The 19,356-nt window shown below is 69.2% G+C and carries 18 protein-coding genes; 11 read left to right on the top strand and 7 right to left on the bottom strand.

Features of this window, described 5'->3' with window-relative positions; genetic code table 11:
- Positions 1-24: 24 nt before the first annotated feature.
- The 4 genes from M5C98_RS02280 to M5C98_RS02265 all read left to right on the top strand — a co-directional run bounded on the left by M5C98_RS02280 (position 25) and on the right by M5C98_RS02265 (position 5,335).
- On the top strand, positions 25-1,530 hold the full coding sequence (locus tag M5C98_RS02280; protein ID WP_272550719.1) for an MATE family efflux transporter: 1,506 nt from the start codon (positions 25-27) through the stop codon (positions 1,528-1,530).
- On the top strand, positions 1,527-2,330 hold the full coding sequence (locus M5C98_RS02275; protein ID WP_272550718.1) for an alanyl-tRNA editing protein: 804 nt from the start codon (positions 1,527-1,529) through the stop codon (positions 2,328-2,330). The genes M5C98_RS02280 and M5C98_RS02275 overlap by 4 nt, the downstream gene beginning before the upstream one ends.
- A 47-nt stretch (positions 2,331-2,377) precedes the next feature.
- On the top strand, positions 2,378-4,594 hold the full coding sequence (locus M5C98_RS02270) for a protein-disulfide reductase DsbD family protein (RefSeq protein ID WP_272550717.1): 2,217 nt from the start codon (positions 2,378-2,380) through the stop codon (positions 4,592-4,594).
- 132 nt (positions 4,595-4,726) lie between these two features.
- Complete coding sequence (locus M5C98_RS02265) at positions 4,727-5,335, top strand: thioredoxin family protein (RefSeq protein ID WP_272550716.1); 609 nt, start codon at positions 4,727-4,729, stop codon at positions 5,333-5,335.
- Between the two features lie 69 nt (positions 5,336-5,404).
- Here the strand turns inward: M5C98_RS02265 and M5C98_RS02260 are convergent, their stop codons facing one another.
- Positions 5,405-5,563 carry a hypothetical protein gene (locus M5C98_RS02260; RefSeq protein WP_272550715.1) on the bottom strand — a complete coding sequence of 53 codons (159 nt, stop codon included), beginning with the start codon at positions 5,561-5,563 and terminating at the stop codon, positions 5,405-5,407.
- Positions 5,564-5,584: 21 nt separating this feature from the next.
- Positions 5,585-6,568, bottom strand: a complete 984-nt coding sequence (locus tag M5C98_RS02255) for a TerC family protein (protein ID WP_272550714.1) — start codon at positions 6,566-6,568, stop codon at positions 5,585-5,587.
- Positions 6,569-6,792: 224 nt separating this feature from the next.
- Between M5C98_RS02255 and M5C98_RS02250 the strand changes: the two genes are divergently transcribed.
- The 3 genes from M5C98_RS02250 to priA all read left to right on the top strand — a co-directional run bounded on the left by M5C98_RS02250 (position 6,793) and on the right by priA (position 11,681).
- Complete coding sequence (locus M5C98_RS02250) at positions 6,793-7,707, top strand: LysR family transcriptional regulator (RefSeq protein WP_272550713.1); 915 nt, start codon at positions 6,793-6,795, stop codon at positions 7,705-7,707.
- A 79-nt stretch (positions 7,708-7,786) separates the two neighbouring features.
- Positions 7,787-8,899 carry a uroporphyrinogen decarboxylase gene (gene hemE, locus M5C98_RS02245; protein ID WP_272550712.1) on the top strand — a complete coding sequence of 371 codons (1,113 nt, stop codon included), beginning with the start codon at positions 7,787-7,789 and terminating at the stop codon, positions 8,897-8,899.
- Between the two features lie 640 nt (positions 8,900-9,539).
- Positions 9,540-11,681 carry a replication restart helicase PriA gene (gene priA, locus M5C98_RS02240; RefSeq protein WP_272550711.1) on the top strand — a complete coding sequence of 714 codons (2,142 nt, stop codon included), beginning with the start codon at positions 9,540-9,542 and terminating at the stop codon, positions 11,679-11,681.
- 73 nt (positions 11,682-11,754) lie between these two features.
- On the opposite strand, the gene M5C98_RS02235 is transcribed toward priA, so the two are convergent.
- The 5 genes from M5C98_RS02235 to M5C98_RS02215 form a co-directional block, all read right to left on the bottom strand.
- Positions 11,755-12,705: an AEC family transporter gene (locus tag M5C98_RS02235; RefSeq protein ID WP_272553112.1), complete on the bottom strand. Its 951-nt coding sequence runs from the start codon at positions 12,703-12,705 to the stop codon at positions 11,755-11,757.
- Positions 12,706-12,828: 123 nt separating this feature from the next.
- Positions 12,829-13,188 carry a hypothetical protein gene (locus tag M5C98_RS02230; RefSeq protein ID WP_272550710.1) on the bottom strand — a complete coding sequence of 120 codons (360 nt, stop codon included), beginning with the start codon at positions 13,186-13,188 and terminating at the stop codon, positions 12,829-12,831.
- Between the two features lie 85 nt (positions 13,189-13,273).
- Complete coding sequence (locus tag M5C98_RS02225; RefSeq protein WP_272550709.1) at positions 13,274-13,678, bottom strand: roadblock/LC7 domain-containing protein; 405 nt, start codon at positions 13,676-13,678, stop codon at positions 13,274-13,276.
- Between the two features lie 4 nt (positions 13,679-13,682).
- Complete coding sequence (locus M5C98_RS02220) at positions 13,683-14,225, bottom strand: GTP-binding protein (protein ID WP_272550708.1); 543 nt, start codon at positions 14,223-14,225, stop codon at positions 13,683-13,685.
- Complete coding sequence (locus tag M5C98_RS02215; protein WP_272550707.1) at positions 14,222-14,929, bottom strand: hypothetical protein; 708 nt, start codon at positions 14,927-14,929, stop codon at positions 14,222-14,224. Before M5C98_RS02215 ends, M5C98_RS02220 begins: the two co-directional genes overlap by 4 nt.
- Positions 14,930-15,200: 271 nt before the next feature.
- Here M5C98_RS02215 and M5C98_RS02210 point away from each other — a divergent pair, with 271 nt between their 5' ends.
- The 4 genes from M5C98_RS02210 (at position 15,201) to M5C98_RS02195 (ending at position 19,347) form a co-directional block, all read left to right on the top strand.
- Complete coding sequence (locus M5C98_RS02210; RefSeq protein ID WP_272550706.1) at positions 15,201-17,264, top strand: ATP-dependent helicase; 2,064 nt, start codon at positions 15,201-15,203, stop codon at positions 17,262-17,264.
- 11 nt (positions 17,265-17,275) lie between these two features.
- Complete coding sequence (locus M5C98_RS02205) at positions 17,276-17,509, top strand: hypothetical protein (RefSeq protein ID WP_272550704.1); 234 nt, start codon at positions 17,276-17,278, stop codon at positions 17,507-17,509.
- Positions 17,494-18,720: a phospholipase A gene (locus tag M5C98_RS02200; RefSeq protein WP_272550703.1), complete on the top strand. Its 1,227-nt coding sequence runs from the start codon at positions 17,494-17,496 to the stop codon at positions 18,718-18,720. The genes M5C98_RS02205 and M5C98_RS02200 overlap by 16 nt, the downstream gene beginning before the upstream one ends.
- Positions 18,721-18,960: 240 nt before the next feature.
- Complete coding sequence (locus M5C98_RS02195; protein WP_272550702.1) at positions 18,961-19,347, top strand: hypothetical protein; 387 nt, start codon at positions 18,961-18,963, stop codon at positions 19,345-19,347.
- The last annotated feature ends 9 nt before the right edge of the window (positions 19,348-19,356 follow it).

Genomic DNA, 19,356 nt, shown 5'->3' with positions numbered 1-19,356 from the left:
CCCTGGCGGCTGGCACCATGCCGCATGCCAAAGCCCCCCACGCGCGACCTGACCCAAGGCCCCATCGGCCGCACGCTGCTGGTGTTCGCATTGCCCATCCTCGCGGGCAATGTGCTGCAGTCCCTCAACGGCTCCATCAACGCCATCTGGGTGGGGCGCTACCTGGGGGAGGCGGCGCTCACGGCCACGGCGAATGCCAACAACATCCTCTTCCTGCTGATCGGTGCCGTGTTCGGCGTGGGCATGGCGGCCACCATCCTCGTGGCGCAGGCCATGGGCGCCAGGAACCTGGCGCAGGCCCAGCGCGTGATGGGCACCAGCGCCACGTTCTTCGGGGGCACGTCGGTGCTCATCGCGCTGGTGGGGCTGCCGCTGTCGCGCGAAATCCTCGGCTGGATGGGCACGCCGGCCGACGCGTTGCCGCTGGCCGAGGCGTATCTGCGCACGCTGTTCCTGGCGATTCCGCTGCTGTACCTGTTCGCCTTTATCTCGGCTGTGCTGCGCGGCGCGGGCGACACGCGCACGCCGTTTCTGTTCCTGCTGCTGGTGGTGGTGCTGGACACGGCGCTGAACCCGCTGCTCATCTTCGGCCTGGGGCCGCTGCCGCGCATGGGGATCGCCGGCTCGGCCATGGCCACGCTGGTGGCCAACGCCCTGAGCTTCGCGGCGCTGCTGGCCTGGCTGCGCTACCGGCGCCATCCGCTGTGGATCGGCCGCGCGCAGTGGCGCCTGTTCGTGCCCGACCCCGCCATCCTGCGGGCGCTGGTGGTCAAGGGCATTCCGATGGGCGTGCAGATGGTGATGATCTCGCTGGCCATGCTCATGGTGATGGGGATGGTCAACGCCCAGGGCGTGGTCACGGCCTCGGCCTATGGCGCGGCGCTGCAGCTGTGGACCTACGTGCAGATGCCGGCGATGGCCATCGGCGCCGCCTGCTCGTCGATGGCGGCGCAGAACGTGGGAGCGGGCCGCTGGGACCGGGTGGACGGCGTGGCGCGCAGCGGCACGCTGTTCAACTTTTTGCTCACGGGCGCGCTGATCGCGCCGCTCATCCTGCTGGACCGCATGGCGCTGTCGCTCTTTTTGCCGCAGGGTAGCGCAGCGCTGGAAGCAGCGCGGCACCTGAACCACATCGCGGTGGGGTCGTTCCTGTTCTTCGGCGTGACCTTCGTGCTGTCGGGCGTGGTGCGGGCCACGGGCGCGGTGGTGCCGCCGCTCATCATCCTGGGTCTGGCGCTCTGGGGCATCCGCCTGCCGATCGCCTACGGGCTGCAGCCGGTGCTGGGCGCGGACGCGATCTGGTGGAGCTTTCCGGCCAGCGCGCTGTGCGCCATGCTGATGTCCATCGCCTACTACCGGTTCGGCCGCTGGCGACAGGCACGCATGCTGCCGCCCGGCGAATCGGTGGCCACGCCCGCCGAGGTGGGCGGCCTTCCGCCCGCGCCGGTGTGCACACCGGCACACGCGACGCCCACGGCGCGCCGCACGGAGGCCGCTCCCGCAGGCGCCGCCGTTACCATCGGGCCATGACGACCGAAGACCGCTCCGCCCCTGCGACCGCTCACCCACCCGCACTGGCCACGCAAGACCTCTTCCGCGAAGACGCCTACCTGCGCGAATGCCGGGCCACCGTGGTGGCGGTGCAGCCGGACGGCGGCATCGTGCTGGACCGTACCGTGTTCTACCCGCTCGGGGGCGGCCAGGCTGGCGACAGCGGCGTGCTGGTGCGGGCGGACGGCAGCACCGTCGCCATTGCCGACACGCGCAAGGGCAAGGACGCCGAAGGCCGGCCCACGGCCGCCATCGTGCACGTGCCGGCACCGGGCGAGGCAGCGCCCTGGGCAGTGGGCGAGGCCGTGACCGCGCGCATCGACTGGGAGCGCCGCCACCGGCTGATGCGCTTTCACACCACCACCCACCTGCTGTGCCACCTGGTGGCGCAGCCCGTGAACGGCTGCTCGATCACCTCCGACTATGCGCGGCTCGATTTCCACATGGACGGCGCGCTGGACAAGGACGCGCTGACCGCCGGCATCGCGCGGCTGGTGGCCGAAGGCCATGCCGTCACCCTGGGCACCGTCACCGATGCGGAACTGGACGCCAACCCCGCCCTGGTCAAGAGCATGAGCGTGCAACCCCCGCGCGGCACGGGCCAGGTGCGCACCGTGCGCGTGGGCGGCACGGGCGAGGCCGGTGCGCCGCAGATCGACCTGCAGCCCTGCGGCGGCACGCACGTGGCGCACACCGGCGAGATCGGCGCCGTGGTCGTGACCAAGATCGAGAAGAAAGGCGCCCTGTCGCGCCGCGTGGTGCTCGGCTTCGCCGCCTGACACTGGCCCAGGAACCAAACCCCGGGCTGCGGCTCCCACCCTGCGACATGTCACACCGCCTGCTCCAGCGCTTGCTGCCTGCTCTGTTTTTGATAGCTGCCAGCGCTTTCCACATGGGCGCCGGGGCCCAATTGCCCCCAAAAACCACCGGCGCCGGCAGCGGCAGTAGCACCGTCACCACCCCCCATGTGCAGGCCGAACTGGTGGCCCACGCCCCCGAGGGCGTGGCGCCGGGCAAGCCGCTCTGGCTGGGCTTGTCGATCACGCACCAGCCCGAGTGGCACACCTACTGGATGAATTCGGGCGACTCGGGCCTGCCCACGCAGCTGGAGTGGCAGGTGCCCGCAGGCATCGAGGCCGGCGACATCGCCTGGCCTGTCCCGCGCAAGATCCCCATCGGCAACCTGGCCAACTACGGCTACGAGGGCACGGTGCTGCTGCCGGTGCCCATGGCCGTCTCCGATGCGTTCGCGCCTGGCCCGCTGGCGCGCACCGCCACCTTCCACCTGCGCGCCTCGTGGCTGGTGTGCCGCAAGGAGTGCATTCCCGAAGAAGGCGACTTCACCCTGCAGTTGCCGATCCGCAGCACCACGGCGCTGAGCGCCGCGGCCTTCGACACGGCGCAGCAGGCGCACCCCCAGCCGCTGCCGGCGCCCGCCAAGGGCGCCCCGGCCAGCAGCGCCCGCGTGGACGGCGACGCCATCGCCCTCACCGTGGCCGGGCTGCCCGCCGCGCTGCGCGGCAAGGCGCTGGAGTTCTTTCCCGAAACCACCGGTGTGATCGAAACCGCGGCCGACTGGACACAGGCCTGGCAGGGCGACGTGTGGACGGCGCGCGTGCCGCTGTCGCCGCAGCGCAGCGCCAGCCCCACGCCCATGCCCGTGGTGCTGGCCCATGCCGGCCAGGGCTGGCGCACCGAGTTGCCCCTGGAGGGCGGCTGGCCCCAGCTCGCGGCGATGGCCAGCGTCTCGCCTGCACTGGAGGCGGCCTTGCGCGCCAACGCGGCCCAGGGCGGGGGTGCGCCGGCCGCGCCCCCCGTCACCGCCGCGCCGCTGGGCACGCTCCTGGCGGCGCTGGCGGGCGCGCTGCTGGGCGGGCTGATCCTCAACCTCATGCCCTGCGTGTTCCCGGTGCTGGCGATCAAGGTGGTGGGCTTTGCCCAGCATGCGCAAAACCGCCGCGCCCATCGCATCGGCGGGCTGGCTTACACGGCCGGCGTGGTGCTGTCGTTCATGGCGCTGGGCGCGCTCATGCTCGCGCTGCGCGCCGCGGGCGAGGCCGTGGGCTGGGGCTTTCAGCTGCAGTCGCCCGGCGTGGTGGCGCTGCTGGCGGCGCTGTTCACCGTGATCGGGCTGAATCTGGCGGGCGTGTTCGAGTTCGGGCGTTTCCTGCCCAGTTCGGTGGCCAGCCTGCAGGCCCGCCACCCGGCGGTGGATGCGTTCCTGACCGGCGTGCTGGCCGTGGCCGTGGCCTCGCCCTGCACCGCGCCGTTCATGGGCGCCTCGCTCGGCCTCACGGCCACCTTGCCGGCCGCGCAGGCGCTGGCGGTGTTCGGCGCGCTGGGCCTGGGGCTGGCGCTGCCGTATTTGGCCGCCAGCTGGGTGCCCGCGGTGGCGCGCGCCCTGCCCCGGCCCGGCGCCTGGATGGACACGCTGCGCCGGTTCATGGCCTTCCCGATGTTCGCTACCGTGGTGTGGCTGGTGTGGGTGCTGGGCCAGCAAAGCGGCATCGACGGCGCGGCGGCCCTGCTGGCGCTGCTGGTCACGCTCAGCATGGCGGTCTGGGCGCTCACGCTCGCCGGGCGCACCCGCTGGGCGATTGCTCCTATTTCGATAGCGCTCTTGGCATATTTGACTACGGCATGGGCACCAAAAGTGCTTGAAACCCCGCCCAGCCCGGCGGTGGCGGCGGCCGCTGCCACGGCGGGTGGCTGGCGCCCCTGGCAGCCCGGGCTGCCCGAGGAACTGGTGGCCAAGGGCCAGCCGGTGTTCGTGGACTACACCGCCGCCTGGTGCGTGACCTGCCAGTACAACAAGAAAACCACCCTGGCCCACGAAGACGTGCTGAAGGACTTCGCCGCCAAGAACGTGGCCTTGCTGCGCGCCGACTGGACGCGCCGCGATCCCGCCATCACCGCCGCGCTGGCGCAACTGGGGCGCAGCGGCGTGCCGGTGTACGTGCTGCAGGCGCCGGGCCGCCCGCCCGTGGTGTTGTCGGAAATCCTGGGCGTGCAGGAAGTGCGCGCGGCCATCGCCGGCCTGTAAGCGTTTCGTTCATCGGGATCGCCATCGCCCTGCCGGCACGGGGGTTTTGGGTGGCGATGCGCAGGAGGGTCGGTGACACTGGGCCGCCCCGGGGGCCCCGGCCCCGTTCGTTCTTTCGACAGGAGAAACGCCATGCTTCGACGGACCCTCTTCGCCTGCCTTTTCCTCGCCGCGGGCGCTGCCCAGGCAGCAGCCACCGTGGGCCAGCCCGCACCCGACTTCGCGTTGAAGGACGCCACCGGCAAGACCGTGCGGCTGTCGGACTTCAAGGGCAAGCACGTGGTGCTGGAGTGGACCAACCCGGGCTGCCCCTTCGTGCGCAAGCATTACGACAGCGGCAACATGCCGGCCACGCAAAAGGGCGCGGTGGACCAGGGGGTGGTGTGGCTGTCGGTGAACTCCACCGAAAAGGCCAGCAGCGACTACCTGGCCCCCGCACAACTGGCCGCCTGGTTCACCGAGCGCAAGGCCGTGCCCACCGCCCTGCTGCTGGACGAAGAAGGCACCGCCGGCCATGCCTACGGCGCACGCACCACGCCCCACCTGTACATCGTGGACCCGAAGGGAACGCTGGTGTACGCCGGCGGCATCGACAGCATTCCTTCCGCACGCCCGGCCGACATTCCGAAGGCCACCAACTACGTGAAGGCCGGCCTGGCCGACGCCTTGGCAGGCAAGCCGATCGCCACGGCGACCACGCAGCCCTACGGCTGCTCGATCAAGTACAAGTCGCCCGCCTGATCGCGTCCGAACCAGCGCGGGCAAAAAAAAGCGGCCCGAAGGCCGCCGCTGACTGCTGCATTTGCCGCGTCACACCGCCAGCGCGGTCGCGGTCCCCACCCCGCACAGGGCGGTGAGGCCCGCGAGCAGCCCCACATCGCGGCGCTCGTTGCCCGAGCGCCAGCCGACGTACGTGGTGATGACCAGGGTCACCAGCAGGCACAGCAAAATCGATTCGACCATGGACATCGCAAGTCTCTCCTGGGGTTATTAACGGGGGTCGTGGGGCAAGGCGGGCGTTTCGCGGGGCTGGCCGCGCGAGGTCCACAGCGAGGCGGCGACCGAGCCGGCGATCAGGCCCGCGGTGACCAGCAGCGCGTAGCCGATCGGGATCTTGTACAGGTCGATCAGCAGCATCTTCGCGCCGATGAACACCAGCACCAGCGCCAGGCCATACGCCAGCAGGTGGAAGCGGCTCGCCAGGTCGGCCAGCAGGAAGTACAGCGCACGGAGGCCCAGGATGGCGAAGATGTTGGCGGTCAGCACGATGAACGGGTCGTTCGTGATGGCGAAGATCGCCGGAATGCTGTCCACCGCGAAGATGATGTCGGTCGTGCCGATCAGCACCAGCACCACGAAGAGCGGCGTGTAGTGCTTGACGCCGCCGATCATCGTCGTGAGCTTCTCGCCGTCGAAGGTGTCGGCGATGCGCATGCGTCCCCGCAGGAACTTCAGCACCGGGTTGGTGGCGATGTCGGGCTCCTTGCCTGCGGCCAGCCACATCTTCACGCCGGTGATGACGAGGAACGCGCCGAACACATACAGCAGCCAGTGGAACGTGGCCAGCAGCCAGGCGCCGGCCAGGATCAGCACCGTGCGCAGCACGATCGCGCCGATGATGCCGACGATCAGCGCGCGCTTTTGGTATTCCGCCGGCACGGCGAAGTAACTGAACAGCATCAGGAACACGAAGATGTTGTCCACCGACAGGCTCTTTTCAACGAGGTAGCCGGTGATGAACTGCATCGACACCGTGTTGGCCACCTCCCGGCCCTGCGAGCCGTTCAGATACCACCACAGAATGCCGACGAACACGAAAGCCAGCGAAAACCAGAGCAAGCTCCAGCCCACGGCCTCCTTGGTGGTCACCTTGTGCGCCCCCTGGCGCTCCATGACCAGCAGGTCGATCCCGATCGCGACGACGACGAAGACGGCAAAACCCGCCCACATCCACCAGGTTCCAATGGTTTCCATGGCTTTAGCCTCCGATCGGTTGAAAGCCGCGCGGCGACGGCGGTTGGGTGAACGCCGAAGGCGGCGCAAGGGAAACGGGCTGCAGGTGGTTCATGGCTTGTTAGAAAAGTAATGGATGAGAACGAACCGGACTGTGGGGCCGCCGCAGCCAGAAAAGAAGACGCCTTCCCAGTACCATTACTTCGGTTTTTCCGAACCATTCCATTTTCACCCCCCCGCCCGCCATGAGCCAGAGCTTCAACTACCGCCACCTGTATTACTTCTGGGTGGTCGCCAAGGAGGGCGGCGTGGCACGCGCGGCCGAGCGGCTGGACATGGCGGTGCAAACCATCAGCGCCCAGGTCCGGTCGCTGGAAAAGGACCTGGGCGTGGCCCTGCTGCGCAGCGAAGGGCGCAACCTGGTGCTGACCGACGCAGGCGTGGCGGCCCTGCACGAGGCCGACCACATCTTCGCGCTGGGCGAGCAATTGCCCCAGCGCGTGCGCGAAGCGACCAGCGGGCAGGCGGTGCGGCTGAACCTGGGCATCTCCGACGGCATCGCCAAGCTGGCCGTGCACCGGCTGCTCACCCCTGTGCTGGACGAGCCCCACCTGCGCCTGCTGTGCCACGACGGCGAGTTCCAGCCCCTGCTGGCCGAGCTGGCGCTGCACAAGCTCGATGCGGTGCTGGCCGACCGCTCCGCCCCGCCCAATCCCGCCCTGCGCACCACCAGCCAGTTGCTGGGCACCAGCGCCATCGGCTGGTATGCGCCGCCGTTGTGGGCCCGCGCGGCCTCGCAGAACTTCCCGCACAGCCTGGCCGTGGTGCCGGTGATCCTGCCCACCGCCCACGCCGCGCTGCGCGCTCGCATCGACCACTGGCTGGAGCGCGAGCGCATCCGCCCCCGGCTGGCGGGGGAGTTCGAGGACAGCGCCCTGCTCAGCACCTTCGCCGCCGCCGGCATGGGCGTGATGCCGGCGCCGCTGCTGCTGGGCGAACACCTGCAGCGCACCTACGGGCTGGAGCCGGTGGGCACCACGGCGGACGTGCACGAGCACTTTCACCTGATCTACAGCGCGCGCAAGGTGATCCACCCCTTGGTCACCCGGCTGGCCGAGGCTGGCGCAGCGGGGCTTCTGGGGGATGCGGCAGCGGATTGAACGGGATGGCCCGGCCGCCGGGGCCGGGCATGGACCTGGCGCAAACGCCCGGCCTTGCGGCTACGCGACAATCAGGGGCATGAGCTTCGCCCCCCTCCAGAACGACACCTTCCTGCGCGCCTGCCGGCGCCAGGCCACCGACTACACCCCCCTGTGGCTCATGCGCCAGGCCGGCCGCTACCTGCCGGAATACAAGGCCACGCGGGCCCGGGCGGGCAGCTTCATGGGGCTGGCCACCCATGTGGACTACGCCACCGAGGTCACGCTGCAGCCCCTGGAGCGCTTCCCGCTCGATGCCGCCATTTTGTTCAGCGACATCCTCACCGTGCCCGACGCCATGGGCCTGGGCCTGTCGTTCGCCGAGGGCGAAGGCCCGCGCTTCGCCCACGTGGTGCGCGACGAAGCGGCCGTGGCAGCCCTGGCCGTGCCCGACATGGACAAGCTGCGCTACGTGTTCGATGCGGTCACCAGCATCCGGCGCGCGCTCGACGGCCGCGTGCCGCTGATCGGCTTTTCCGGTAGCCCCTGGACGCTGGCCTGCTACATGGTGGAGGGCAAGGGCAGCGACGACTACCGCCTGGTGAAGACGCTGATGTACAGCCGCCCCGACCTGATGCACCGCATCCTGGCCATCAACGCCGATGCCGTGGCCGCCTACCTGAACGCGCAGATCGACGCGGGCGCCCAGGCCGTGATGGTGTTCGACAGCTGGGGCGGGGTGCTGGCCGATGGCGCCTTCCAGACCTTCAGCCTGGCCTACACCACCCGCGTGCTGGCCCAGCTCAAGCGCACCGGCGTGGACGGCACCGACGTGCCGCGCATCGTGTTCACCAAGGGCGGCGCGCTCTGGCTGGACGCCATGAAGGACCTGGACTGCGAGGTGCTCGGCCTGGACTGGACGGCCAACCTGGCCCGTGCCCGTGCGCTGGTGGGCGGTGCGGCGGGCGGACCCGGCAAGGCGCTGCAGGGCAACATCGACCCCAACGTGCTGTTCGCCCCGACCGAGCAGATCGCGCTGCAGGCCCGCGCCGTGCTGGACAGCTTCGGCGCGCCGCACACCGACCCCACCACCACCGGGCCCACGCACATCTTCAACCTGGGCCACGGCATCAGCCAGTTCACGCCCCCGGAGCATGTGGCGGCCCTGGTGGAAACGGTGCACAGCCATTCCCGCGCACAGCGAAAGGCTTGACAGAACGGAGATGAAGGGGCTGCGCTAGGGTGAAGTTATTCACACCGCGCGCACCACCTTGGCGCACAGCCTGCATTCCCAGGAATCTTTTTGATGGGCATCAAAATAATGAGTTGGGATCTGCAAGTCGTTGATTCATAACGCCTTGCAGGATTTGCCGAATTTCCGGGCAAGGTAACAAAACCACGGTTTGACAAGGCTTGCGGGCTGGTCGGGCGGGGATATCAACAAAGTTATCCACAGAAAATCGGCAATTTCCCAAAATCCTCGGTAAATCAAGCACTTGCGTCGCCCATTGAAGAAGTTGCCCGATCTTCGCGCCATCGCTTAGCACAGAATGGCCCCTTGACAAGGTCAACGCGGGCCCACTTATGCACAAGTGGCTTGATGCGATGCAGCATGAAGGCAGGCCCGGCAGGATGCGCAAGGTTCTCATGCTGGTTTTAATAGATCATTGATTCATAACCGTTTTTTCATATCGTTCTGAGGGTGTCTGGACGGAGATCGAAGCGATGCGGGATCGCGCCCCATGGGTCCCGCCCAGGGATGTCAACAAAGTTATCCACAGAAAAAATCTTGCGGCTCCAAAACTTCGGCAAATCAACCACTTACCGCACGCATCGCCATCCCACCTGAACAAGTGCCCGTAAACGACGCCCCACTCCTTCCGGCCCCGGCCATCGTCCAGGTCGCCGTGCAAACCCCCGGCCACAGCAATGTGGGGGACCTGCTGAGCTATGCCTTCGACCGGCCTCTGCCGCCCGGCGCCCTGGTGCGCGTGCCTCTGGGCACCCGCGAGGTGCTGGGGGTGGTCTGGGATGCGCCCGAGGGCGGGCTGCCGCCGCTGCCTGCCGGCCTGACCGCCCGTTCCGTGGCAGCGGTGCTGGAGGGCGTGGAACCGCTGGGCACACCCTGGCGCCGGCTCGTGGCCTTCACCGCGCGCTACTACCAGCGCGGGCTGGGCGAGGTGGCACTGGCCGCCCTGCCCCCCCAGTTGCGCGACCTGGGCCCCGCGCAGCTCGCGCGGCGCCTGCGCCGCCCGACGGCGTCGTTGCAGGGTGGCGAGGCGCTGCCCGAGATCGCCCTGAGCGCCGAGCAGGAAAGCGCCCGCACCGCCATCGCCGCCGAACCCGGGCCCTTCCTGCTCTACGGCAGCACCGGCAGCGGCAAGACCGAGGTCTATCTGCGCTGCGTGCAGGAGGCGCTGGAGGCCGACCCCGCCGCCCAGGCGCTGGTGATGGTGCCCGAGATCAACCTCACGCCCCAGCTGGAGGAGCGCTTCACCGCCCGCTTCGCGCCCCGCTACGGCGCGGGCAGCGTGGTCTCGCTGCACAGCGGCATGACCAACCCCCAGCGCCTGAAAAGCTGGCTGGCGGCGCATTCGGGCACGGCGCGCATCGTGCTGGGCACGCGCATGTCGGTCTTCGCCAGCATGCCGGGCCTGGCGCTCATCGTGGTGGACGAGGAACACGACGCCAGCTACAAGCAGCAGGAAGGCGCCCGCTACTCGGCGCGGGACCTGGCCATCTGGCGCGGCCGCGACCAGGGCGCCAAGGTGGTGCTGGGCTCGGCCACGCCGTCGCTGGAAAGCTGGCATGCCAGCCGGCCCGCCGAAGCCGGCAGCCCGGCCGGCCGCTACCGTCGCCTGCACATGCCCAGCCGCATCGGCGCCGGCGAACTGCCGCGCGTGCGGCTGGTGGACATGGGCCAGCAGCCGCGCGGCGCCGTGTTCTCCGCCCCGCTGCTGGCGGCCATCACCCAGCGCGTGGAGCGCGGCGAGCAGTGCCTGGTGTTGCTCAACCGCCGCGGCTTCGCGCCCGTGCTGCACTGCAGCGACTGCGGCTGGAAGAGCGACTGCCCGCACTGCAGCGCGCACCAGGTCTTCCACAAGATCGACCGCACCCTTCGCTGCCACCACTGCGGCTACGCCCAGCGCGTGCCCCATGCCTGCCCGGGCTGCGGCAACCCCGACATCGCCCCCATCGGCCGGGGCACCGAGCAGCTGGAAGAGCAACTGGCCGCCCTGCTGCGCAACGTGATCACGCCCGAGCGGCGGGCCGCGCGCGTCGCCCGCATCGACGCCGACACCACCAAGGCCAAGGGCGCGCTCGAATCCCAGCTGGCCCAGGTGCATGCGGGCGAGGTGGATGTGCTGGTGGGCACGCAGATGGTGGCCAAGGGCCACGACTTTCGGCGCATCACGCTCGTGGCGGCGGTGCAGCCCGACGGTGCGCTGTTTTCCAGCGACTTCCGGGCGCCCGAGCGCCTGTTCGCCCTGCTGCTGCAGGCGGCCGGCCGCGCGGGGCGCGATGCGCGCTACGTGGCCGAGCAGGGCAGCCAGTGCGAGATGTGGGTGCAGACCTACCACCCCGACCACGCGGTGTACGCCGCGCTGCGCCGGCACGACTACCCCGCGTTCGCCGACAGCCAGTTGGCCGAGCGGGCCGAGGCCGCCATGCCGCCCTTCGCCTACCAGGCGCTGGTGCGCGCCGACGCGCGCACGCAGGAGGTGGCCCAGGCGTTCCTGGCCGCGGCCAGCGCCGCCGCGCAAGCCGAGGCGCTGCCGGGGCTGGAGCATGTCACGCTGTTTCCCCCCGTGCCCCTGGCGATCCAGCGGGTGGCCAACGTGGAGCGCGCGCAGATGCTGCTGGAGAGCGGCAGCCGCGCGGCGCTGCAGCGCTTTCTTTCGGCCTGGCAGCCCGTGCTGCACGCCACGCGCGCGGCGCCGCAGCACAAGGGGTTGATCCGCTGGCTGGTGGATGTGGACCCGCTGACGATCTGATCCCCCGGCGGGGTCGTGCCTGGCAGGTTGGCGTCATGCGCCATCGATTGCTATCAAATAAATAGCGCAACGCCTAGATCAATATTGCGGTGGCGGCCGAAAAGCTCAAAAACGCCAGCGCGGTGGACACCAGGATGATCCGCGCGATGCGCCCGTTGTGGGCGCCGAAGCGCTCGGCCAGCAGCGACACGTTGCTGGCACTGGGCAGCGCCGCCACCAGCACCAGCACCGTGTGCGCGAACGGCGTGAGCGGCACGCCCGCCGCGATCGCGCCATGCCCCGCCCCCCAGACGAGCAGCGGGTGCACGAACAGCTTGGCGAGCGCCACCGGCACGTAGTCGCGCGGGGGCACGCGGTCGTGCTGGTTCATCTGCGAGCGCGCCAGAACGGCGCCGATCGTGAACAGCGCCACGGGCGATGCCGCGCCGGCCAGCATGGCCACCGTCTGGTCGAGCGGGCCGGGCAATGTCCACTGCAGCGCGGACGCCACGGCCCCGAGCGCGATGGCCCAGGGCATGGGGTTGGTCGCCATGCCGCGCAAGGCCCGGCGCACCGCCACCGCCACGCCGTGCGTGCCCACGCCGTCCAGCCGCGACAAGGCGATGCACAGCGAGGTGGTCAGCACCATGTCCACCAGCATCGTCAGGATGGCGGGCCCCGCCGCCGACGCGCCCAGCAGCGCCACCAGCAGCGGCACGCCCATGAACCCGGTGTTGGGAAAGGCGGTCACCAGCGCACCGAAGGCCGCATCGTTCCAGCCCTGCCGCGCCCGCGTGAGCGCCACGGTGGCACCGACCAGGGCCAGGCCGCACAGGATGTACACGCCCGCCACCGCCGGGTCCAGCAACTGGCCGATGGGCGTGTTCGCGCCCAGGCGGAACAGCATGCACGGCAGCGCGAAGAACAGCACGAACGCATTCAGCCCGGGAATGGCCACCTGCGGCAGCGCGCCTGCACGCGCGGCCAGGTAGCCGCAGAGCACGAGCGCGAAGAAGGGAAAAGTGATGGACAGAACGGACAGCACGGCCCATTGTCGGCGCAAGGCAGCGTGCAGGGCGCCACGCGTCCCCGCGAAAAAAAGCCCGCTCGGGGCGGGCAGCAGAGGCCGTTCAAAGCCCCTGAGGGCGTGGCGGCCCGGTGAGCCTTGTCAGATCTGGACGCCTTGCTCGACTTCCTGGACCTTGCGGCGTGCCAGGGCGAGGTTGGAGCGTTCCTTGTCCAGCACCAGGTAGATGAACAGGCCTTCGTGCGCAGCCAGCGGGCGGATCACGTGGTACTGCTTGCCCAGCGTGATGAGGATGTCGTCGATCTTGTCGGCCAGGCCCAGCGAACGCATGGTCTTGTTCTTGGCACGGACCACTTCGGTGTTGCCGGCAGCCGCCAGCTCCATGTCCAAGCCGGTGCCGACGCTGCCCAGCAGCATGCCGCTGCCGCTGTCCACCACGGCTGCGCACAGGGCGCCGTCGATGGCATGGAGTTGATTCAGAGATTCTTGGAGGGAGGCCATGGGTTCGATTCCTTAAACAAAGACACGGAAAGGGGAAGGCATGCACAAATGCGCGCCGCCGGCAGGTCCGGCAGCGCGCGGGGGATCATTCGGGGCGGCCCAGTTGCTGGGCGACCTCGCCGGCGGTCCAAAGGGCCCGCCCGAGCACGGCCTGCTTTTCCAGCACGAGGCACAGGATGCAGGGGAAGGCGCCGCCGATGGCCTGGAAGATCGCCAGGCCTGCCTCGGTCTCGAAGGTGAGGCGGCGGCAGCCGGGGTAGTCGATTTCGCGGCCCACGGCGCGGGCCATGGCCATGAGCGAGCCGGCCATGGCTGCCAGCCGGCGCACCTCCAGGCCGCCGCCCACCGACAGGGAAGCCACCTCGAAGCCGTCGAGCGTGGTCACCAGCGCCATGCGCACGTCGCCCGCAGGGGCCACCACGCGGTCCAGCACCTCCCGGGCGGCCTGCGCGCGCTCCGGTGGGACGACGATGTTCGCCTTGTTCATCATGGGTTCAGTCCAGTTCGTTCTGCAGGGACAGCATGGAAGCCAGTGCGCCCAGCGCCTCCAGCAGCTGGCCGCGGTCGCGCGGGTCGGCTTCCAGGATGGGGACCACGCCGTGGGGCGAGGCCGACAGCGCGCGGCCGAACGCCTCGATCTGCGCGGGCGTGGCCGGGCGGGCGCTGAGCACCAGCGCCAGCGGCGGATCGGGCTGCTCGGCCATTTCGGCGAGCAGATCGAGCGTGTCGCCCACCGCCGAGGGCTGAGACACGTCGGCCATGATGAACACGCCCATCGACACCGAGAGAATCCACTGCCGCACGAAGTCGAATCGGTCCTGCCCGGGGCAGCCGCACACCTGCACGTGTTCGCCATCGCCCAGGTCGATCTCGCCGAACTCGGCGCCCACGGTGGTGAATTCCTTGGAATGGGCCGCCCGGTCCAGGTTGGGCACGTCGGAGGACGCCATCACGTCGCCGCACAGCGAGCGCAGCGCAGTGGTCTTGCCGATGCCCATGGGGCCCACCAGCGCGATGCGCGGCAACGCCCCGTTCATGCCTGGCCCCCGCCGCGCACCCAGCGCGCGAGGCGCTGCACCAGCCCGCCGTGCCCGGCCGGCCTGTGGCGGTCCGCGCGCACGTCGGGCGCAGCCGCCGCCGTTTCGGTGCGCAGCACGCTGCGCCGGGACAACTCGGCCAGCAGCGCCTGCGCGGCGGCAGGCGCGAGGCCGCTGTGCTCGCACAACTGCGCCAGGCTGACCGGCGCGCGGGTGAGCAACGCCAGCGCCCGCACGTTGCCGCCCGAGCGGAACGGCGCGCCCAGCGACACCCAGGAACTCAGTTGGAACCGCTGGTGCGAAGCGCCGAACGCGATGCGTGCCGCGGCGGGGGATTCCCACGCCGTGTCGGCGGAGGCGGCGGTCATCTTCTGGCGGGCCCGCCAATCCATCAGGAAAACGGCGGCACGGTCCAGCACGTCGATCAGGTCCGCCAGCGTGTAGCCGGACTGCAGGCGCGCCGTCCATTGCGCCTGAGGCGCCTTGTCGGGAAACGAGCCGCCGACGCACACCAGGCAGGGGGCCGTGGAGCCGGGCTGGGGGGCGCTGGCATCGTCCAGCAGCAGCACCTGCGCCTCGGCGGCCGGCACCTCATGCCAGCGGAGCAGGGATTTGCGCGACGCGACACTGAACAGCTTGTGGAAACGCTCGTAGAAGTGGGGGGTGAGCATCTCTGCGGCCACCCCCGCTGAAGCATCGCGCATGGCGGTGACCCCGATGGAAAGCAAATGGATGGGTCAGTATAAAGATGCACCTTGATACATTGTCAATAAATTTGCTAAAAATGCGGAAAATGATTACCTATTGACAAATTCCAAAAACCGCGGCGCCAGCGCCGGAGAAACCTAGTAAAAAAGGGGCCGCCCGCGCTGGCCGCGTGCCAGTATCATTGCGCGCTTCTGCACCCCCTTCCACCGGCAGGCGGGTGCCACCCCGTGCCTTGCCGGCGCCTGCCAACGCCTTCTTTTTCTGCGCATGTCCGCCGGTCTCAATCTCGCCCAGCTCCAGGCTGTCCACTACACCGAGGGGCCGTGCCTCGTGCTGGCGGGCGCGGGTTCGGGCAAGACGCGGGTGATCACCCACAAGATCGGGCGGCTGATCGAAATGGGGCTGGAGCCGCGCCGCATCGCCGCCATCACCTTCACCAACAAAGCCGCCGCAGAAATGCGCGAGCGCGCGCAGGGCCTCATCGGACGGGCGGCCAAGGACGTGCTGGTGTGCACCTTCCACGCGCTGGGCGTGCGCATGGTGCGAGAGGACGGGCGCGTGCTCGGGCTCAAGCCCCAGTTCAGCATCCTCGATGCGGACGACGTGACCGGCATCCTCAAGGACGCGGCCGGCGGCACGACCGACATGGCCACCGCCCGCCAATGGCAGTGGACCATCAGCAAGTGGAAGAACATGGGCCTGAACGCCCAGGAGTCGCTGGCCCAGGCCGCCGACGACAACGAACGCAGCATCGCCGTCCTGATGGGGCGCTATGAAGAACGCCTGGCCGCCTACCAGAGCGTCGATTTCGACGACCTCATCGGCATGCCGCTGCGCCTGCTGCGCGACCACCCCGAGGTGCGAAGCAAGTGGCAAAAGGTGCTGGGCCACGTGCTCGTGGACGAATACCAGGACACCAATGCCACGCAGTACGAGCTGCTCAAGCTGCTCGTGGGCGAACGCGCTCGCTTCACCGCCGTGGGCGACGACGACCAGTCCATCTACGGCTGGCGCGGCGCCACGCTGGACAACCTGAAAAAGCTGCCGATCGACTTTCCGCAGCTCAAGGTGATCAAGCTGGAGCAGAACTACCGCTCCACCAGCGCCATCCTGCGCGCGGCCAACAACGTGATCCAGCCCAACCCCAAGCTGTTTCCCAAGACGCTGTTTTCCGAACTGGGCGAAGGCGAGCCGGTGCGCGTGGTTGATGCCGACAGCGAAGAGCACGAGGCCGAGCGCGCCGTGGCCCGCATCCAGAGCCTGCGTGCCGCGGCCAACCCGCCGCCGGCCTGGAAGAGCTTCGCCCTCCTGTACCGCGCCAACCACCAGGCCAAGCCGTTCGAGAAGGCGCTGCGCAAGGCCAACATCCCCTACAAGGTCTCGGGCGGCACGAGCTTCTTCGACCGCGCGGAGATCAAGGACCTGTGCGCCTGGTTCCGCCTGTGGATCAACAACAACGACGACCCGGCCTTCCTGCGCTCCATCACGAGCCCCAAGCGCGGCATCGGCCACACCACGCTGGGCGCTTTGGGCGAATTCGCGACCAAGCACAAGCTGAGCATGTTCGGCGCGCTGTTCAACGGCATGCTGCCGGCGGCCATCCCCAAGCGCGCGCTCGACGGGCTGATGGAGTTCGGGCGCTACGTCAACGACCTCGAATACCGCGCCCGGCACACGCACGGCGCCGAGGATTCGCGCGCCTTCCTGGCCGACTGGCTCAAGGAAATCGACTACGAAAAGCACCTGTACGACGGCGAGGACAGCGAGAAGGTCGCGGCCGCGCGCTGGAGCAACGTGCTGGAGTTCTGCGACTGGATGTCGCAGCGCGCCGGCGGCCAGATCGACGACACCTCGGGCAGCGTCGTCACCAAGGAGACCAAGAGCCTGCTGGAGGTCTCTCAGACCATCGCGCTGCTGTCCACCATCAGCGAGCGCGAGAAGGACCAGGACATGGTCACGCTGTCCACGCTGCATGCCTCCAAGGGCCTGGAGTGGCCGCATGTGGTGCTGGTGGGCGTGACCGAGGGCATGCTGCCCTTCAAGCTCGACGACGACGAGGGCCGGCAGCTCAAGGTGAGCGACGACACGCTGCAGCGCCTGCAGGAAGAGCGCCGCCTGATGTACGTGGGCATCACCCGCGCCCAGCGCAGCCTAGCCGTCAGCTGGACGAAAAAGCGCAAGAAGGGCCGTGAGATGGTGAACGCGCAGCCCAGCCGCTTCATCGCCGAGATGGCGCTGGACAAGAACACCGCCCGCGAAGACCCACGCGAAAAACTCAAGGCGCTGCGCGCCGAATTCGCTGCGCGCAAGGCGCAGAACGCCCCGCCATGACCGGCCATGCCATGATCCGCCGCCCCGTGTTGCCGCGTCCAGCGCAACCGGCGCTGGCACAGAGCATGCGTGGCCCCGTGCAGCGCGACGGCACTCCGGCCCAGGTCGGGGGTGACGTGGGCCCAAGCGATCTGGCGCCCGGGGCATCGGCCAAGGGCAGGAACATCATCAGCGCCACCTGGATCGGCCAGGTGGAACAAGGCAGTTGCGGCAAGGAGATACGAGGAACATGGAACAACGCATAAAACACCACCGCCCCGCCCGTGCTGCGCAAGCAGTCCGGCAGGCCATGACACCCCGGCGCCTGGGCACTTTGGCCCTGGCCCTGTGCGCCCCCGCGGGCGCCGCGCTGGCGCAAACGCCCGCCCAGGCGGAAGCGGCCGGCGACGCCTGGCGCCGCTGCACCGCCATGGCCGGCGACAGCACCGCGCGCCTGGCCTGCTTCGACCAGTGGGCGGGCCAGCAGGCCTGGAAAGCGCCCGCCGCATCGGCCGGCGCACCCACCGGCAACACCACGGCCAGTTCCGCACCACCCACCCCCGTGGACACGACGCTGCCGGCCACCCGCCTCATCGACGTCGCCCAGGTGGAAGGCTGCCGCGATGAGCAGTACAGCACGCTGTCGCGCTTTTGGGAGCTGGAGTCGGGCAGCGACTGCGGCACCTTCCGCTTCCGTGGCTACCGGCCGATCAGCGTCTCGGTGGTCAAGGGCAGCAACGTGAACCGCCAGCCCACCTCGCCCGTGCCGGACCACAACGCCACGTCGGCCGTGGACTACCGGACCACCGAGAACCGCATCCAGCTGTCGGTGCGCACCAAGATCGCCCAGGGCCTGCTCACGCAGGGCCATCCCACGCTCAAGGACTCGGTGTGGGTGGGCTACACGCAGCAGTCGTACTGGCAGCTGTTCAGCCCCGACATCTCGCGCCCCTTCCGCGCGACCGACCACGAGCCGGAAGTGATGTACGTGTACCCCACCGACGCCAAGCTGCCCTTCGGCTGGCGCTGGCGCTACAGCGGCATCGGGCTGGTGCACCAGTCGAACGGCCAGAGCCTGCCGCTGTCTCGCAGCTGGAACCGCGTGTACCTGATGACCGGCATGGAGCTGGACAACCGCTGGAGCGTGAACGCGCGCCTGTGGAAGCGCCTGAGCGAAAGCGCCGACAGCGACGACAACCCGGGCATCAGCGACTACATCGGCCGCGGCGAGCTGCAGGTGAACTGGAACTACGACCGCGACAACACCGTGGGTGTGACCGTGCGGCACTCGCTGGCTTCGACGCCGCGGGGCTCGGCACGCATCGAATGGCTGCAGAATCTGGGCAAGGGCCTGGGCGGCAGCAAGAGCAACCTGCGCCTGCACACCGCCCTGTTCAGCGGCTACGGCGACAGCATGATCGACTACAACCGCAAGCGCACGGTGTTCAGCGTCGGCCTAAGCCTGGTGGACTTCTGATTCTCTGAGCGCTCGGCCGGCCCCGCGCAGGTGCTGCGCGGGGCCGGCCGTATCACATCCGGTTACCCTTTGACGGGGTTGCTGCCTTGAATCGGCGCACGCGCGCCGACACAATGGCACGCACACCGAAGTCCGGCAGGCCCCGAGCACCACTCTCTGGAATAAGAGGCGTTTTCATGCCGCTTTCTCCACCATTGCCGGTCCAAGCCCCCAGGACAATGCCCCTCGGAGGACGAAACCATGGACATGCAATATCAGCTCAAGGCCGGAAGTTATTACCTGTACGACATGCGCGAGGCGCCCAGTGCCGTCACAGGCGAGCGCCGTTTCAAGCTGAAGACCGACACCGTTGCCATCGCTTTCGATGCGCACACGGGCGAGGTCCATCAGCACGGAACCCCATCGCGCATCCAGTCCTGGGCCAGCAACACGCGCCGCCGCCTGCGCGCCGCCGGTGCGCTGGAAGTGGCCAACGACATCGTCGTCGTTTCCGGCCCGCTGCCGGTGGACGAGCTCAACAAATGCCTGTGGATCAACGGCTACTGCCGGCGCATGTTCAAGCGCCTGGCCAGCCTGCCGCACGGCAAGCTGCAGCGCCCGAGCGAGCCCTTCCGCAAGGCCGCCTGAGAACTTGCC

It is taken from the genome of Acidovorax sp. NCPPB 3576, assembly GCF_028473605.1.
Lineage (GTDB): Bacteria > Pseudomonadota > Gammaproteobacteria > Burkholderiales > Burkholderiaceae_C > Paracidovorax.
Note: the sequence above shows the minus strand (reverse complement) of the source record. Positions and strands in the feature narration are given on the sequence as shown.

Excerpts from the sequence above, each read along its gene's own strand:
- M5C98_RS02280 (WP_272550719.1), top strand. The coding sequence starts at position 25 with ATGCCAAAGCCCCCCACGCGCGACCTGACCCAAGGCCCCATCGGCCGC.
- M5C98_RS02275 (WP_272550718.1), top strand. The coding sequence starts at position 1,527 with ATGACGACCGAAGACCGCTCCGCCCCTGCGACCGCTCACCCACCCGCA.
- M5C98_RS02270 (WP_272550717.1), top strand. The coding sequence starts at position 2,378 with ATGTCACACCGCCTGCTCCAGCGCTTGCTGCCTGCTCTGTTTTTGATA.
- M5C98_RS02265 (WP_272550716.1), top strand. The coding sequence starts at position 4,727 with ATGCTTCGACGGACCCTCTTCGCCTGCCTTTTCCTCGCCGCGGGCGCT.
- M5C98_RS02260 (WP_272550715.1), bottom strand. The coding sequence starts at position 5,563 with ATGTCCATGGTCGAATCGATTTTGCTGTGCCTGCTGGTGACCCTGGTC.
- M5C98_RS02255 (WP_272550714.1), bottom strand. The coding sequence starts at position 6,568 with ATGGAAACCATTGGAACCTGGTGGATGTGGGCGGGTTTTGCCGTCTTC.
- M5C98_RS02250 (WP_272550713.1), top strand. The coding sequence starts at position 6,793 with ATGAGCCAGAGCTTCAACTACCGCCACCTGTATTACTTCTGGGTGGTC.
- hemE (WP_272550712.1), top strand. The coding sequence starts at position 7,787 with ATGAGCTTCGCCCCCCTCCAGAACGACACCTTCCTGCGCGCCTGCCGG.
- M5C98_RS02230 (WP_272550710.1), bottom strand. The coding sequence starts at position 13,188 with ATGGCCTCCCTCCAAGAATCTCTGAATCAACTCCATGCCATCGACGGC.
- M5C98_RS02225 (WP_272550709.1), bottom strand. The coding sequence starts at position 13,678 with ATGATGAACAAGGCGAACATCGTCGTCCCACCGGAGCGCGCGCAGGCC.
- M5C98_RS02220 (WP_272550708.1), bottom strand. The coding sequence starts at position 14,225 with ATGAACGGGGCGTTGCCGCGCATCGCGCTGGTGGGCCCCATGGGCATC.
- M5C98_RS02215 (WP_272550707.1), bottom strand. The coding sequence starts at position 14,929 with ATGCGCGATGCTTCAGCGGGGGTGGCCGCAGAGATGCTCACCCCCCAC.
- M5C98_RS02210 (WP_272550706.1), top strand. The coding sequence starts at position 15,201 with ATGTCCGCCGGTCTCAATCTCGCCCAGCTCCAGGCTGTCCACTACACC.
- M5C98_RS02205 (WP_272550704.1), top strand. The coding sequence starts at position 17,276 with ATGATCCGCCGCCCCGTGTTGCCGCGTCCAGCGCAACCGGCGCTGGCA.
- M5C98_RS02200 (WP_272550703.1), top strand. The coding sequence starts at position 17,494 with ATGGAACAACGCATAAAACACCACCGCCCCGCCCGTGCTGCGCAAGCA.
- M5C98_RS02195 (WP_272550702.1), top strand. The coding sequence starts at position 18,961 with ATGGACATGCAATATCAGCTCAAGGCCGGAAGTTATTACCTGTACGAC.